The 16,373-nt window shown below is 75.2% G+C and carries 10 protein-coding genes and 1 pseudogene; 6 read left to right on the plus strand and 5 right to left on the minus strand.

The genetic code is table 11. From position 1 onward, the window contains the following. The first annotated feature begins 27 nt into the window (after positions 1-27). Positions 28-4,890, plus strand: a complete 4,863-nt coding sequence (locus ABD954_RS28900) for a hypothetical protein (RefSeq protein WP_345490377.1) — start codon at positions 28-30, stop codon at positions 4,888-4,890. A 102-nt stretch (positions 4,891-4,992) separates the two neighbouring features. Here ABD954_RS28900 and ABD954_RS28905 read toward each other — a convergent pair whose 3' ends face one another. Then, positions 4,993-5,352, minus strand: a complete 360-nt coding sequence (locus ABD954_RS28905; RefSeq protein WP_382745592.1) for a hypothetical protein — start codon at positions 5,350-5,352, stop codon at positions 4,993-4,995. A 457-nt stretch (positions 5,353-5,809) separates the two neighbouring features. On the opposite strand from ABD954_RS28905, the gene ABD954_RS28910 reads away from it, so the two are divergent. The 4 genes from ABD954_RS28910 to ABD954_RS28925 are packed head-to-tail and all read left to right on the plus strand — an operon-like array spanning position 5,810 to position 10,044. Beyond that, entirely contained in the window at positions 5,810-8,578 is a 2,769-nt protein-coding gene (locus ABD954_RS28910; RefSeq protein ID WP_345490379.1) for a sensor histidine kinase, read from the plus strand. Further along, a complete protein-coding gene (locus tag ABD954_RS28915) occupies positions 8,575-9,009 on the plus strand; it encodes a roadblock/LC7 domain-containing protein (RefSeq protein WP_345490381.1) in 435 nt (144 codons plus the stop codon). Before ABD954_RS28910 ends, ABD954_RS28915 begins: the two co-directional genes overlap by 4 nt. Positions 9,010-9,029: 20 nt before the next feature. After that, positions 9,030-9,458, plus strand: coding sequence for a DUF742 domain-containing protein (locus ABD954_RS28920; RefSeq protein WP_345490383.1), 429 nt, complete (start codon positions 9,030-9,032; stop codon positions 9,456-9,458). Then, positions 9,439-10,044 carry a GTP-binding protein gene (locus ABD954_RS28925; protein WP_345490385.1) on the plus strand — a complete coding sequence of 202 codons (606 nt, stop codon included), beginning with the start codon at positions 9,439-9,441 and terminating at the stop codon, positions 10,042-10,044. Before ABD954_RS28920 ends, ABD954_RS28925 begins: the two co-directional genes overlap by 20 nt. A gap of 336 nt (positions 10,045-10,380) precedes the next feature. Here the strand turns inward: ABD954_RS28925 and ABD954_RS28930 are convergent, their stop codons facing one another. The 3 genes and pseudogenes from ABD954_RS28930 to ABD954_RS28940 all read right to left on the minus strand — a co-directional run bounded on the left by ABD954_RS28930 (position 10,381) and on the right by ABD954_RS28940 (position 13,073). Beyond that, entirely contained in the window at positions 10,381-11,568 is a 1,188-nt protein-coding gene (locus ABD954_RS28930; protein ID WP_345490387.1) for a lipid-transfer protein, read from the minus strand. A gap of 152 nt (positions 11,569-11,720) precedes the next feature. Further along, a pseudogene (locus ABD954_RS28935) lies at positions 11,721-12,170 on the minus strand (Zn-ribbon domain-containing OB-fold protein); the annotation flags it as partial. Positions 12,171-12,239: 69 nt separating this feature from the next. After that, the gene (locus ABD954_RS28940; protein WP_382745594.1) at positions 12,240-13,073 is read right to left on the minus strand and encodes a M15 family metallopeptidase; all 834 of its coding nucleotides are present in this window, start codon (positions 13,071-13,073) and stop codon (positions 12,240-12,242) included. Here ABD954_RS28940 and ABD954_RS28945 point away from each other — a divergent pair. Continuing rightward, a complete protein-coding gene (locus ABD954_RS28945) occupies positions 13,072-13,650 on the plus strand; it encodes an NUDIX domain-containing protein (protein WP_345490389.1) in 579 nt (192 codons plus the stop codon). The genes ABD954_RS28940 and ABD954_RS28945 overlap by 2 nt on opposite strands. Before the next feature lie 150 nt (positions 13,651-13,800). On the opposite strand, the gene ABD954_RS28950 is transcribed toward ABD954_RS28945, so the two are convergent. After that, a complete protein-coding gene (locus ABD954_RS28950) occupies positions 13,801-16,281 on the minus strand; it encodes a glycoside hydrolase family 31 protein (RefSeq protein ID WP_345490391.1) in 2,481 nt (826 codons plus the stop codon). Positions 16,282-16,373: the final 92 nt, after the last annotated feature.

Raw genomic sequence — 16,373 nt, forward strand, 5'->3', positions numbered from 1 at the left:
ACGAACGACACGACGAGAGTCCGCCGCATGTACGAGCTGTCCCGGGTCCGCCTCTACTCCATCGGCCCGGCCGGTGCCCGCTACGCCGACACCGTCCTGGACCTGCGCGGAGTCGGCGCGCCCGTGCCCCACCCCGCCCCCACCCAGGCGGAGTTCTTCGAGGAGGAGCCGGTCGGCCCGCCGCGCCGCCCCGCCCCCGCCGGCGTGCTCTTCCTGGAGAACGGCGGCGGCAAGTCCGTCCTCCTCAAGCTGATCTTCTCGGTCATGCTGCCCGGCCACCGCAACACCCTCGGCGGCGCCAGCTCCGGCGTGCTCCGCAAGTTCCTCCTCGCCGACGACTGCGGCCACGTCGCCCTGGAGTGGCAGCACACCCTCACCGGTGAGCTCGTCGTCGTCGGCAAGGCCAGCGAGTGGCGCGGCCGCCAGGTCTCCAACGACCCCCGCAAGTTCGCCGAGGCCTGGTACTCCTTCCGCCCCGGCCCCGGCCTCAGCCTCGACAACCTGCCGGTCGCCGAGGCCACTTCCGTTCGCCCGCCCGCCGAGGGCACCTCCGGCGCCACCGGCCGCCGCCGCACCATGAAGGGCTTCCGCGACGCCCTCACCGAGGCGGGCAAGGCCTATCCCCACCTGGAGGTCTACTGGGAGGAGATCCACGACCGCTGGAACGAGCACCTCGGCGACCTCGGGCTCGACCCCGAACTCTTCCGCTACCAGCGGGAGATGAACGCCGACGAGGGCGAGGCCGCCGGCCTCTTCGCGGTCAAGAAGGACTCCGACTTCACCGACCTCCTGCTGCGCGCCGTCACCGACACCCGTGACACCGACGGCCTCGCCGACCTGGTCAGCGGCTTCGGCAACAAGCTCGGCCGCCGCGCCGAACTCACCGCCGAACGGGACTTCACCGCCGGCTCCGTCGACCTGCTGACCCGCATCGTCGAGGCCGCCGACACCCGCGCCCGCGCCCGCGACGTGCACGCCGGCGCCGAGCGCCGCACCCGCACCCTCGCCCGCCGGCTCTCCGCCCGCGCCGCCCAGGAGCGCGGCCGGGCCGCCGAACTGGCCCAGCAGGTCACCTCCGCCGCCCACGCCGTCTCCGAGGCCGAGACCGCACGCGGCCGCAGCGCCCTGGTCGCCGCCGAACTCGCCTACCGCCACGCCTCCCTGGCCCTGACCGCCGCCGAGAAGGGCGCCGCCGCCCAGCGGCGCGAGCTCAGCGACGCCCGCACCCTCCACGCGGCCTGGCAGGCCGCCGAGTCCGTGCTCCGCCACCGGGCAGCGAGCGACCGCTCCGCGCGCGTGGCCGCCGCCATCCGCGAGGCCGAGCGGGACGCCGCCCCGGCCCTCGCCGCCCGCGCCGAGGCCGCCGCCGATCTCGTACGGGCCCTTTCCGCCGCCGCCGAGGAGGGCGAACGGCAGGCCGCCGAGGAGGAGGAGCGGTCCGCCGCGCTCCAGGAGGCCGGCGAGACCGCCCACCGCGACGCCACCGCCGCCGCCACCGAGGCCCAGCGCGCCCGCAGCGAGGCCGGCCACCTGCGCCAGCGCCTCGCCGAGGTCGAGCAGGAGACGGCCGAGGCCGTCCGGGCCGGCTGGCTCGACGACACAGCCCCCGACGCCGACCCCGCCCGCGCCGCCCTCGCCGCGAGCGACGCCGAGAAGACCACGGTCGCCGCGTGGGACGCGGCCCGCGAGGCCGCCCGCACGGCCGCCGAACGCGCCCGTGAGGCCGCGGCCGCCGAATCCCGCGCCGAACTCGCCGCAGCCCGCGCCTCCGACGCGGCCGACGCCGCCGAGCACGCCTACGAGGCGGAGCGCCGCGCCGCCGAGTCGCTGGCCGCCGAGGAGCGCCTGGCCGAACTGCTCAGCCTGCCGAGCGCTCCCGCCGCCCCGGTGCCGGGCCAGCGGGCCGGCACCCCGGCCACCGGTGTCGTCCCCGGCCAGGGCGGCCCCGCGACCGCCGCGAGCCGGCGCGACGGCGACCCCGCCGCCCCGGCCGACGGCCGGACGGGCCCCGCCACCGGCGACACTCCCGGCGCCGCCGCTCCGGCCTCCGGTGCCGCCTCCGGCCTGCGGCCGGCCGACCGAGGCCCCCTCGACGTCACCGACTTCGACCGGTACGCCGACGACCTGCGCGCCCTGCTCGACCAGTCCATCGCCTCCGCCGAGCGGCAGCTCTTCGACCTGCGCACCGCCGCCGCCGACGACAACCGCATCCTCGGCGCCCTCGGTGACGGCGGTCTGCTGCCGCCCGGCCCCGACGTCCTCGCCACCGTCGAGTACCTCGGCGAGCACGGCATCCCCGCCCTGCCCGGCTGGCGCTACCTCGCGCAGGCCGTCGACCCCGCCGACCACGCCGCCGTCCTCGCCGCCCGCCCCGAGCTGGTCGACGGCGTCGTCATCACCGACCCCGTCTCGTACGGCCGCGCCCGCGAGGTGCTGAGCGGCGCCGCCCTGCTGCCCCGCTCCACCGTCGCCGTCGGCACCGCCGCCGCCCTCCTCGCGCCCGTGCCCGCGCCCGGTTCCGGCCAGGACGGCGAGGTCTTCCTCGTACCGCCGAACCCGGCGATGCACGACGAGCACGCCGCCGACGAGGAGCGCCAGGCGCTGCGCGCCCGCGCCGCCGCCCGGGACGAGGAGATCCGCTCCCTCGCCACCCGCCTCGCCGGCGACCGCTCCCTCGCCGCCCGGATCGGCGCCTGGCGCGCCGACTGCCCGCCCGGCATGCTCGGCGAGCTGGCCGCCGCCGCGGCCTCAGCCCGCACCGCCGCCGAGGCCGCGGTCGCCGCGCTCGCCGAGGCCCGTACGGTACGGGCCGAGGCCGAGGAGGCCGCCGCCGACGCCGCCCGGGTCCGCGACGAGCGCCAGGAGGCCGCCCAGCGGGCCCGCCGCGCCGCCGACGCCCTCGCCGGCCTCGCCTTCCGGCTGCGCGAGCGCTCCGCCTGGCAGGCCAGGCTGCGCGAACTCGCCGACGAGGCCGCCGAGTGCGAGGCCCGGGCCCAGACCTGCCTGGAGCGCGCCCGCGCCGCCGACGAGGACCGCCGGGCCGCCCAGCGCGCCGCCGACGACGCCCACCGCACCGCCCGCGCGCTGCGCGCCGAACGCGCCGAGATCGCCGGGGCCCCGGAGAACCTTCCGGAGCAGGCCGCCGACGCTCCGCGCGCCGCCCTCCCCACCCTGCGCGAGGCCTACCGCGCCGCCTCCCAGCTGTACGAGAAGGTCGGCGTCGGCGCCGACCTGCGCGCCGAACAGGCGCGCGCCGAGAGCGACGAGTCCGCCGCCCGCGCCGAGCTCGACCGCCTCACCAACAAGGTCCGGACCCGCGCCGAGCAGCTCCTGGAGTCCACGGACGGCGCCGACGGCCCGTCCCGTCAGGCCGCCGCCGCCCGCGCCGAGGCCCTCGTGCAGAAACTGGAGACGCGCGCCTCCGAGGCGAGCGAGAAGCTCGGCCGGCTGCGCGGCGAGGCCGAGCGGCTCGCTCCCGAGGACGGCGAGGCGCACACCGAGCTGCCCGAGGAGCTCGTGCCGGCCGACGCCGAGCACGCCCAGGCCCTGCTGCGGACCGCCACCGCCGAACTGGCCGCCCGCACCGACGCCCTGGAGGCGGCGCGCGCCGCCCACGCCGGTCTGCTCCAGGCCCACCGGGCCGCCGAGGACGCCGCCGGCGGCTTCGACGAGACCGCCGCGCTCCTTCGCGACCTCCTGCGCGACCACGCGGAGGAGGAGCCGGACGTCCCCGAGCCCTACCCCGGCCCGCTGGCCGAGGGCCGGAACTCGGCGGCGGAGGCCCGCCGTTCCCTGCGCGGCTGCGCGGCCGAACTGTCGGCCGCCGACGCCGCCGTCCGCGAGGCCGGCGACATCCTCGTACGGCACGCCAACTCCACCCGCTTCGAGCAGGTCCGCACCCCGGCCCGCCAGCAGATCCGCGAACTGCCCGCCGCCGCCCTGCCGGAGCACGCCGCGAAGTGGGCCGAGGCCTTCGCGCCCCGGCTGCGCGTGCTCACCGACGAGCTCGCGCAGCTGGAGCGCAACCGCGACTCCATCGTGGACCGGCTGCGCGGCCTGGTGGAGTCCGCGCTCGCCACCCTGCGCTCCGCCCAGCGGCTGTCCCGCCTGCCGGAGGGACTGGGGGAGTGGTCGGGGCAGGAGTTCCTGCGCATCCGCTTCGAGGAGCCCGACCAGGCCACCCTCACCGAGCGCCTCGGCGAGGTGATCGACGAGGCGACCCGCGCCGCCGTCAAGAAGAACTCCGACCTGCGCAGGGACGGCATGTCCCTGCTGCTGCGCGGAGTGCAGGCAGCCCTCGAACCGAAGGGCGTCGCCGTGGAGATCCTCAAGCCCGACGCGGTGCTGCGCGCCGAGCGCGTGCCGGTCGGACAGATGGGCGACGTCTTCTCCGGCGGCCAGCTGCTCACCGCCGCCATCGCCCTCTACTGCACGATGGCCGCGCTCCGCTCCAACGACCGGGGCCGCGACAAGCACCGCCACGCGGGCACGCTGTTCCTCGACAACCCGATCGGCCGCGCGAACGCCACGTATCTGCTGGAACTCCAGCGGGCCGTCTCGGACGCGCTCGGTGTGCAGCTGCTGTACACGACGGGCCTGTTCGACACGACCGCGCTCGCCGAGTTCCCGCTGGTCATCCGGCTGCGCAACGACGCCGACCTGAGGGCGGGCCTGAAGTACATCAGCGTGGAGGAGCACCTGAGGCCGGGCCTGCCGCAGCCGAGCGCGGAGGGCGAGACGATCCACGGCGAGATCACGGCGACCCGGATGTTCCGCCGTACTCCCGAAACCGCCTCCGCCACCGCCGGGGCACCCGCTGCCGGCGCCGCGGTCCCCGCCACCGCCGCGGTCCCCGCCTCCGCCGAGGCTTCGGCCTCCGCGGCGGAGTAGCGGCGAGCGGTCATGAAGAAGGCGTTCGGCCCGGCCCCCGCGCGACGGGGGCCGGGCCGAACGCCCTGACCGTCATGTCTCCGTGTGTCCGCTCGCCCGCCCTCAGGCGGCCTCGGAGAGCGCCGGTCCTTCCTCCCGTCGCCGTTCGCGCCGCAGCAGCCCCGCCGTGCTGCTCGGCTCCGACACGACGCCGTTGCGCTGCTGCCACACCTGACGGGTGATCCACACGTCGAGCACGCTCCAGGTCGCCACCACGGTGCTGGCCACCGCAGTGATCGTCACCGGGAACGCCAGCCACGACCCGGCGAGCGAGCAGAAGAAGGCGACCATCGCCTGAATCAGTGTCACGGAGGTGATGAGAACGGCCCGCACGGCGGCCGCCCGCACCGGATCGGGCAACCGGCGACGGCCCTTCTCGTCCTCCACCCACAACTGCCGCACCGGCCGCGCCTCGTGTTCCATCGCGCTCGTCACTCCCCACCAACGATGTCTCCAGGGAAGCTGCTGCCCGTCTTGAGCCGCTTTACGCGGACACACCCTCCCCGGTACAGAATGACGTACGAGGGAGGGAAAAGGTTTCGCCGGGTCCCCGGTTCGATCACCTCCCGGGCGGAGCGGAACACTCAATTCCAGCCATCGTCAAGGACATCGGACCTGACGGGCCGTACGGCGCCCCGCAAGGTGTCCTGCGCCACAGTGGCGGAAGCCAACTCCCCGAATACCGGGACATCTCATGATCAACACTCACTCGACCGGCTGAAAATCGCCCGGACGCATCTTCGAGATGGCTGTGATGCAGTAGTAGGCTCGCGCCGCCGTTTGTTGAATCCGAAGGTTGACGCCGCGTGTTGACGCCGAGCGTGACGACGTGACGATGTGAGGGACCTCCGTGGCCGCGGGGGCCGAGCTGGGGGAGGCCATGCGCTTTCGCGGGAAGTCCATCCGCCGGAAGATCGTGGCGTTGCTCCTCGTGCCGCTCGTCTCCCTCACGGGCCTCTGGGGCTTCGCGACGGTCCTCACCGGCCGCGAGGCACGCCAGCTCCTCGACGTCGCCTACATCGTCGACAAGGTCGGCTACCCCATCGAGGACACCGTCCGCGTCATCCAGAAGGAACGCCGCCAGTCCCTCGTCTACCTCGCCGACCCCCGGGCCGCGGACGCCCTCACCGAGCTCCGCGTCCAGCGCGAGGCCACCGACCGCCAGATCGCCCTCATCCGCCGCAACGCCGCCGACCCCGGCGTACGGGGCGAGATGAGCCCCGTCACCGCGCAGCGGCTGACCTCCGTCCTCGACGCCCTCGACGACCTCTCCTCGCTGCGCCGCTCGGTGGAGAACCGCAGCATCGGCCGCATGCAGGCCCTCGACTTCTACAGCCGGCTCGTCGACCCCTGCTACCGCTTCCTCCTGACCCTCCACGCCCTGGAGAACGTCGAGATGGACAAGCAGGGCCGCGCCCTCGTCGGAGTCACCCGCGCCCGCGAACTCCTCTCCCGCGAGGACGCCCTCGTCGTCTCCGCGCTCCTCGCCGAACGCGTCACCACCCAGGAGATCCGCGCGATCACCGACCTGGTCGCCGCCCGCAAGGTGTTCTACGAGGCCAACCTGGAGATCCTGCCCGGCTCCGAACGCCAGCGCTTCGAGAAGTACTGGACCGGCCCCGAGACCGCGCCGCTGCGCAAGGCGGAGGAGTCCCTCATCACGGCGGGCCCCACCGACAGCCCCCGGACCGTCACCGCCGAACGCTGGCAGGAGCACGCCACCCCCGTCCTCGACGACCTCGCCCGCGAGAACACCGCCGCCGGCGACCGCTACCAGGATCGGGTCCAGCCCGCCGCGTACAGCGTGCTGCTCAAGGCCGGCGTCGCCGGCGTCCTCGGCTTCGTCGCCCTCCTCGTCTCCGTCGTCGTCTCCGTCCGCATCGGCCGCGACCTCGTCCGCGACCTGCGCCTGCTCCGCAAGGAGGCCCAGGAGGTCTCCGGCGTCCGCCTGCCCAGCGTCATGCGCCGGCTCGCCGCCGGCGAGCACGTCGACGTCGAGACCGAGGTGCCCCACCTGCGGTACGCCGAGGACGAGGTCGGCCAGGTCGGCCAGGCCCTCAACACCCTCCAGCGCGCCGCCGTCGAGGCCGCCGTCAAGCAGGCCGACATGCGCCGCGGCGTCGCCGAGGTCTTCGTCAACCTCGCCCGCCGCAACCAGGTCCTGCTGCACCGCCAGCTGACCCTCCTCGACACCATGGAGCGCCGCACCGAGGACACCGAGGAGCTCGCCGACCTCTTCCGGCTCGACCACCTCACCACCCGCATGCGCCGGCACGCCGAGGGCCTGGTGATCCTCTCCGGCGCCGCCCCCTCCCGCCAGTGGCGCAAGCCCGTCCAGCTCATGGACGTCGTCCGCGCCGCCGTCGCCGAGGTCGAGGACTACGAGCGCATCGAGGTCCGCCGGCTGCCCCGGCTCGGCGTCGGCGGCCCCGCCGTCGCCGACCTCACCCATCTGATCGCCGAACTCCTCGAGAACGCCACCGTCTTCTCCCCGCCGCACACCGCCGTCCAGGTGCTCGGCGAGCGCGTCGCCAACGGCTTCACCCTGGAGATCCACGACCGCGGCCTTGGCATGAACCCCGACGCCCTGCTCGACGCCAATCTGCGCCTCGCCGAGACACCCGAGTTCGAACTCTCCGACACCGACCGCCTCGGCCTCTTCGTGGTCAGCCGCCTCGCCCAGCGCCAGAACGTCCGCGTCTCCCTCCAGCCCTCCCCGTACGGAGGCACCACCGCGGTCGTCTTCATCCCGGCCGCGCTGCTCACCGACGCCCCCGAGACCCAGGGCGCCGGCTTCCGGCTCGACCGCAAGAGCATGGACCCCCGCACGGCCACGGCCCGCGACGCCGCCGGGCCCGAAGGGCTGACTGGCGGCCGGCCCGCGCTCACCCAGGTCCGCGACGCCGCCCTGGGCGGCCCCGTCGAGCTGGAGGCCCCGCTGGACGCCGACGGCCTGGAGGACCTCCTCGGCGGCGCGGCCGACCTCCTCGACACCGAGAGCGAGCGCGGTGGCCTGTTCCGGGCCCGCGAGCACCGCCGCCGCGGCGACCAGCACCAGAGCCAGGGCCAGAAGCAGAAGCAGGGCCAGAAGCAGGGCCGGCACCAGCAGAGCTCCGAGCGCCCCGGCGGCCGCACGGCCGACGACACCCCCGCCGGGCCGGTCCCGCTGCCCCGCCGCCGCCCGCCGACGCTCGTCGTCGACCACGGCCGGCGCCTGGACGAACCGGGCCGCGCCCACCCCGGCGCGGGACCGGCCGGCGACCCGGACGGCTCCGGCCCCGGCTCCCGCGCCGACGACACGATGGAGTTGGCCCGGGTCCGCCCCGCGCCCACCCTCGTCCCCGTACCGCAGGAGGAGGCGGCCCCGTTCGGCGGGCTGCCCCGCCGCGTCCGCCAGGCCAGCCTCGCGCCCCAGCTGCGCGCCACCGACGACCGCGCCGGGGACGGGCGGAACCGGGACGGGCGGGACGGGGACCGGAAGGGCGCCACGGCCGGCTCCGGCGCCGCCACCGAGACCGACTCCTTCGAGCGCGACGCCGAGGAGGTGCGCAGCCGCATGGCCTCGATGCAGCGGGGCTGGCAGCGCGGACGCCGGCAGAACGCCGAAACGACAGCACCAGGAACGACACCCGAGGGGGACGGTCGATGACCGCACCGAACGCCGCAGCAGCCCACAGCTCCACCCACGGCAACGGGGAGCTGAACTGGCTCCTCGACGAACTCGTCCAGCGCGTCGGCTCCATCCGCAAGGCCCTGGTGCTCTCCAGCGACGGCCTGGCCACCGGCGCCTCGCAGGACCTCTCCCGCGAGGACGGCGAGCACCTCGCCGCCGTCGCCTCCGGCTTCCACAGCCTCGCCAAGGGCGTGGGCCGCCACTTCGAGGCGGGCAGGGTGCGCCAGACCGTGGTCGAGCTGGAGGACGCCTTCCTCTTCGTCACCGCCGCCGGCGACGGCAGCTGCCTGGCCGTCCTCGCCGACGCCGACTCCGACGTCGGCCAGGTCGCGTACGAGATGACCCTCATGGTCAAGCGGGTCGGCGCGCACCTCGCCACGGCGCCCAGGACCGGGCTGCCGGCCTGAGGATGGATGAGGGGGACGGGATGAGGGACACCGACCGGGCCGGCCGCCGGTCCAGAGCCACCCACGAGGATGCGCCCGGCCACTGGTTCGACGACGAGGCGGGCCCGGTGGTCCGCCCGTACGCGATGACCCGTGGCCGCACCAGTGCCGCCACCCGCCACCGGCTCGACCTCATCGCGGTGGTGGTGCCCGAACCGGCCGCCGACGACCCCGGCCGCGACCAGACGCTGTCCCCCGAACACGTGGAGATCGTCGAACGCTGCTCCGAGCAGCCGCAGTCGATCGCCGAGCTCGCCGCGGGACTCGACCTCCCCGTCGGGGTGGTACGGGTCCTCGTCGGGGACCTCGTCGAGGACGAGCTCGTCCACGTGACCCGCCCCGTTCCGCCGGCCGAGCTGCCGGACGTGAGCATCCTTCGCGAGGTGATCAATGGCCTTCGGGCGCTCTAGCCGCAAGCAGCAGCCGCCGGTCGAACCGGTGACGCTGAAGATCCTCGTCGCGGGCGGCTTCGGAGTCGGCAAGACCACCCTGGTGGGCGCGGTCAGCGAGATCCGGCCGCTGCGCACCGAGGAGATCCTCAGCGAAGCCGGCCGGCCGGTCGACGACCTGCACGGCGTCGAGACCAAGGCGACCACCACCGTCGCCATGGACTTCGGGCGGATCACGCTGCGCGAGGACCTGGTCCTCTACCTCTTCGGCACCCCGGGACAGGACCGCTTCTGGTTCCTGTGGGACGAGCTCGCCCAGGGCGCGCTCGGCGCGGTCGTGCTCGCCGACACTCGGCGCCTGGAGGACAGCTTCGCCGCCATCGACTACTTCGAGCGGCGCGGCATCCCGTTCACGGTCGCCGTCAACTGCTTCGAGGGCGCCCGCCGTTACGCGCCGGAGACGGTCCGGGGCGCGCTCGACCTCGACCCCGAGGTGGAGCTGCTGCTGTGCGACGCCCGGGACCGCGAGTCGGTCAAGAACGTCCTCGTCGCGGTCGTCGAGAACGCCCTGGCCCTGGCGGAAGGCCCCAAGGTGCTGACGACCTGAGGCCCGAGGATCTGAGGTCGGGGACCTGACGTCGAGGGCCTCAGGCCCGGTGACCTGAGGCCCGAGGCCCGAGGCCCTGAGGACACCGGGGCACGGCCCGCACGGAACCCGGCCCGCAGGCCGGCCGCCGTCGGACGCCGCCGGCCGTCGGCCTCGCGCACCACGGGCCGGGCCGTTGCCCCGCGTGCCACGGCCCGGTCGCCCGCCGCTGGTGCCGCTGGTGCCGCAGGTCACGCACCACGGGCCCGGCTGTTGCCCCGCGTGCCACGGCCCGGTCGCCCGCCGCTGGTGCCGCTGGTGCCGCAGGTCACGCACCACGGGCCCGGCCGCCGGGCCTCAGCGCACCGCGACCACCGCCGAACCGTGGCCGAACAGGCCCTGGTTCGCGGTGATCCCGGCCCGCGCCCCCGGCACCTGCCGGTCGCCCGCCGTCCCGCGCAGCTGCCAGGTCAGCTCGCAGACCTGGGCGATGGCCTGCGCGGGCACCGCCTCTCCGAAGGAGGCGAGCCCGCCGCTCGGGTTCACCGGGACGCGCCCGCCCAGCGCGGTCGCCCCGTCCCGCAGCAGCTTCGCGCCCTCGCCCGCCCCGCACAGGCCGATGTCCTCGTACCACTCCAGCTCCAGGGCCGTGGACAGGTCGTACACCTCCGCCAGGGACAGGTCCTCCGGGCCGAGCCCCGCCTCCTCGTACGCGGCGCGGGCGACTGAGGAACGGAAGGTGTGCGGCGCGGGGGAGACCGCCGCGGCGGAGTCGGTCGCGATGTCGGGCAGGTCGAGGACCGTCCTCGGATAGGCCGGGGTGACCGTGGACACGGCCCGGATACGGACCGGATCCGGGTGCCCGTGCCGCCGGGCGAACTCCATGCCGGACAGGACGAGCGCCGCGCCCCCGTCGGAGGTCGCGCAGATGTCGAGCAGGCGCAGCGGATCGGCGACCACCGGCGAGACGGCCACCTCCGCCGCGCTTACCGGTGTGCGGTAGCGGGCGAGCGGATTGAGCGCGCCCGCCGCCGCGTTCTTCACCTTCACCAGGGCGAAGTCCTCGGGCGTGTCCCCGTACAGGGCCATCCTGCGCCGGGCGTAGAGCCCGAAGTACGCGGGGTTGGTCGCCCCCAGCACCCGGAAGCGCAGCCAGTCGGGGTCGTCGGGGCGGTCGCCGCCCGCCGGGGCGAAGAAACCCTTCGGCGCGGAGTCGGCGCCGACCACGAGCACCACGTCCGCGAGCCCGGCCAGGATCTGCGCCCGGGCGGTGCCGATGGCCTGGGCCCCGGAGGCGCAGGCGGCGTAGACGCTGGTCACCCGTGTGCCCTGCCAGCCGAGCGCCTGGGCGAAGGTGGCCCCGGCCACGTAACCGGGGTAGCCGCAGCGCACGGTGTCGGCGCCGACGACCGACGTGACGTCCTGCCAGCCGAGCCCCGCGTCGGCGAGCGCGGCCCGGGCGGCGGCCGTCCCGTACGTGACGAAGCCGCGGCCCCACTTTCCCCACGGGTGCATCCCGGCCCCGAGCACGGCGATGTCGTTCATCCCCGCGCCTTCCCGGAGTCCGCGGAGCCCCCGGGCCGGCCGGGTTCCCCGGGTTCCCCGGGCTCGGCGGGGTGCCGGGAGTCCTCGGAGTCAGCCGTCCCAACACCAGGGGCAGCATCACCGGGGTCGCCGGCAGGCTGATGCCGCGCCACCGGCCGCCAGTGCCACGTGGTCCAGACGTGCTCGTCGTCCTCGTGGAGCACGCCCGGCACGAGCTCCACCTCCGCCCCCACGGCCAGGTCGTCCGTCCGCACGCCCGGCGCGGCCTGTCCGAGGACCACCATGGCCTCGGCCGCGAGCTCCACCGCGACGAGCGTGTACGGCTCCCAGGGAGCGCCCGGATCGGAGACGTACGGAGCCGGGGGGCGGTACCGGCCGTCGGTGTACGACCAGATCCGACCGCGCCGGGAGAGCGGCGTCTCGGTGAGCTCACCACCGCCGGGGCAGTGCGGATTGCGGCACCAGTCGTCCTCACGGGGGAAGAAGACCGAGGCGCAGGCGGTGCAGCGGGTCCCGAGGAGCCGGAACTCCCCGTCCGGGACGGGGCCGTCGGCGTCGTGGGTGAACCAGCCGGCCACCACCGGCCTGCGCGTCCGTGCCATTTCTCCGGCCTCCTCTGATCTGACGAAGCGTCAGAAGTCTGGCACGGGCGGGCCCGGCGCCGGAAGACGTCAGTGCCCCGCCACCGACCTGCGTGCCACCGGGAAGTCGAAGAAGGCCGAGGGGAACGGCTCCGGCTTGAAGGTGAAGTGCCACCACTCCTCGGGCAGGTTGACGAACCCCTGCTCCGCCAGCGCGTTCCGCAGCAGGTCCCGGTTGGCCCGCTGGGCGCCCTGGACGCGGGGGTCGTCGGTGTGGGAGAGGGTGTCGAAGCAGTCGAAACCCGTGCCCATGTCGAGGGAGTTGTCCGGGAAGCGCTCGCCCTGGGGCCGGAAGCACTCCACCAGGGGCTCGCCCGGCACGTACGGGCGGGTCGGCGCGGCCGGCAGCCGCACGACCGTGACGTCCACCGTCGAGCCCCTGCTGTGGCCCGACTTCTCCGCGATGTAACCGTCCGCGAACAGCCGCGACTTGTCGACCAGCGGATAGAACTCCCGCTTCATCCGCTCGTCGTCCAGGTCCTTCGCCCAGCGCACGAAGTGGTCCACCGCCCGCTGGGGCCGATAGCAGTCGTACACCTTGAGCGTGTAGCCCCTGGCCAGGAGCTTCACCTGGGCGCGGTGCAGCGCCTCGGCGGCGGGCCGGGTGAGGATGCACACCGGCTGGCGGTAGCCGTCGACGCGCTCGCCCACGAAGTTGTGCTCCGTGGTGTAGCGCATCTCCTGGAGGATCGTCGGGTCCACCCGGTCCAGGGCCACGAACTCACGCGGTGCACGGGACTCCGGGGCCGCTCCGGCCGGGGGCGCGGTGGCGGTGGCGGACGCGGCGAGCAGGCCGGCGAGGGCCAGCGCGCCGAGGGCGCGCAGGGCGGAGGCACGTCCCGTCAGTCGCTTCAGTGCTGTCATGTGCACCATCTATCAGCTACGGCAGCGGCGGGGAAGGCGCATCGCATACGGTCGGCCCGTGACCGACTCCTCACCGCACTCCCACTGCTCCTCCTGCGGCACCCGCTACCCGGCGGGATCCGCCGCCGCCTGGCCCCGCACCTGCGCCGCCTGCGGCACCACCGCCTACCGCAACCCGCTTCCCGTCGCCGTCGCGCTGCTTCCCGTCACCGGCGCCGGGGGCACCGCGCTCGTCGCCATCACGCGCACCATCCCGCCACAGTCCGGCCGGGCCGCCCTGCCGGGCGGCTTCATCGACTTCGGCGAGCTCTGGCAGGAGGCCGTGGTGCGCGAACTGCGCGAGGAGACCGGGATCGAGGCCGCCGCCGAGGACGTACGGCTCGCCGACGCCCTCAGCTCCCCGGCCGGGCACCTCCTCCTCTTCGGTCTCCTCCCGCCCCGCCCGGTGAGCGCCCTCCCGCCGTCCGCCCCGACCGACGAGACCAGCGGGCACCACGTGCTGCACGGCCCCGAGGAGCTGGCTTTCCCGCTGCACACGGAGGCGGTGCGGCGCTTCTTCGCGGGGGCGTACGGGTGAGCGGACGGTTGGATCCAATATCCGGGATCCAATATCCGGGATTCGATATTCGGGACATTGGATCCGACGACCATGGTCGGGCCTGGTGATCCGACGTCCCGGATCCCGGATCCCCTGTGCCGGATCCGGGATCCCGTCACCCCTCACCCCTCACCCGTCAGACCCCGCACGCCCCCGTACCCTCACCGGCAGTCCCGCCTCCTCCACCCCCTCGTCCGTCACCCGCTCCACCACGACCCGCCCGTCGACCAGCCGCGACTGGTACCGCTCGATCTCCGCCTGCTCCCAGCCGTCCCCGGCGTCCCGGACGACCAGCCCGCCGCCCGTACGCCCCGCGACCGGCGCCCACACCTCCAGGGCTGGCTCGCCGTCCTCGCCCCGCACCGGGATCACCGCGCCCGCCCGCGCGAGCACCGGCACCCGGGACAGCGGCGCGTCCAGCAGCACCTGCCCGGGCCCCTCGTAGGCCCGCCCCGTCGCCGTGTCGTACCACCAGCCGCGCGGCAGCCGCACCGCCCGCCGGTCCGTGCCCTGGGAGAGCACCGGCGCCACCAGCAGCGAGTCGCCGAGCAGGAACGCGTCCTCGCAGTCCCGCAGCGCCCGGTCCTCCGGCGTTCCCCACCACACCGGCCGCACATAGGGCGCCCCCGTCATCCGCGCGAGCCGGGACAGGGTGACGAAGTACGGTCGCAGCCGCTCGCGCTCCAACAGCGCCGCCCGCGCGTGCTCCAGGACCTCGGGCCCGAACTCCCAGGGCTCGCGGCGCCCGGCGTCGAAAGCCGCGTGCGTGCGGAACAGCGGCAGCCACGCCCCCAGCTGGTACCACCGCAGGAACAGCTCCGGAGACGGGGCCCCGTCAAAACCCCCGACGTCCGGCCCCGAGTACGGCACCCCGCACAGCCCGAGCCCCAGGACGAGCGCCAGCGACGCCCGCAGCCCCGGCCACCCCGTCGACACGTCACCGGACCAGGTCCCGCCGTACCGCTGCATCCCCGCCCAGCCCGAACGCGAGAACAGGAACGGCCGCTCCTCCGGCCGCAGCGCGCGCAGCCCCTCGTAGCCCGCCTGCGCCATCGCGAGGCCGTACACGTTGTGGGCCTCACGGTGGTCCCCGCCGCGGCCCTCCAGACAGTGACGGGCCGAGCGGGGCAGCGTGCGGTCGCCGAACGGGGCGAAGGAGACCGGCTCGTTCATGTCGTGCCACACCCCCGAGAAGCCCTGCTTCAGCCGCTCCTCGTAGAGCCCGCCCCACCACTTCCGTGCCTTCGGATCGGTGAAGTCCGGGTAGGCGCACTCGCCGGGCCACACCACCCCGCGCACCTCCTCGCCCCGGTCGTCCCGCACGAACGCCCCGGCGGCCCGCCCGCCCTCGTAGACTGCGTTCCCGGGCTCCGCCTTCACCGCAGGATCGACGATCGACACCAGCCGCACCCCGCGTTCGCGCAGCTCGTCCGCGAGCCCGGACAGATCGGGGAACCGCTCCCGGTCCACGGTGAACACCCGGTGCCCGTCGTAGTGGTCGATGTCCAGGTGCAGGACGGACAGCGGCAGGCCCCGGTCCCGGTAGCCGTCCACCACCCGCCGCACCTCGCGCTCGCTGCCGAAGCCCCAGCGGGCGTGCTGCGGGCCCAGCGCCCAGGACGGCGGCAGCGCGGGCGCGCCGGTCAGCGCTGCCCAGCCGTGCAGCACGCGCGCGGGGGTACCGACGATCACCCAGCAGCGCAGCGGACCGCCCTCCATCCGGAGCTCGCTCGTGCCGGGCCGGTCGTGCCCCGACCCCGCGCCCTCCTCGCCCTCGGAGAGGAGCACCCGGCCGTCCCAGGAGTTGTCGTGGAAGGCGAGGTGCGTCCCCGCGTCCGCCACCACGAGCTGCACCGGCATGGTGATGTACAGCGGGTCGTCGCCCGGGGAGAAGGCCGCGGACGGGTCGGTGTTCCACAGGCGGTACGAGCCGTCCCGCAGCCGCGGCCCCGAGGCCCGCCCGCCGAGCCCGAAGAACCGGGCGTCGGCCGGCACCTCACTGCGCTGCACCCAGCGCGCCGCCCGGCGGGCCGTCCACGGCGAGCCCTCGCCCGAGCCCCCCTGACCCGCCGCCGTCTCCGTGCCCCGACTCGTCCGGCCTCGGCTCTCCCCGCCTCGGCTCTCCCCGCCCCGGCTCTCCCCGTTCCGCACCGGCTCCCACCAGCGCGGCGGCAGATCCCGGCGCAGCACCACCCCACCCGGCGTGCGGACCTCCACCGCACCGTGCCGGGAGACCGCGACGGTCACCCGCTCCGACACCACCCGCCAGCCGCCGTCGGTGTCCGGTTCCAGGACGGCCCGCGGATCGGGCTCGGGCGGATCGCCGGCCAGCGCGTACGAGGGCAGCGGCCCCGCCCCGTCCCATCCCCAGAACACGGTGCCGCCCGCCGACACCGAGACCCGCAGCTCGGAGCGGGCGAAACGGATGATCCCCCCGCCCGGCAACGGCTCCGCCTCCACCACGGGACCAGGCACCCGGGCCCGCTCCGCACCCCTCGGCGGCAGCGCCCGCGCATCGATGCGATGGCGCCGCCACGCCGACCGCACCAGCCGCAACCCCTCCACCGAACCCAGCACCTTCATGGAACGCACCAGCTCACGACCGTTCATGCGGCTCACCCTGCCATCCGGGAAGGGACGCACGCGGTTCGTTCAACTGCCGTTCACCCGTGGTGGGAGCACATATTCAGCTACTCGACCAT

This window comes from Streptomyces roseoviridis (assembly GCF_039535235.1).
GTDB lineage: Bacteria > Actinomycetota > Actinomycetes > Streptomycetales > Streptomycetaceae > Streptomyces > Streptomyces roseoviridis.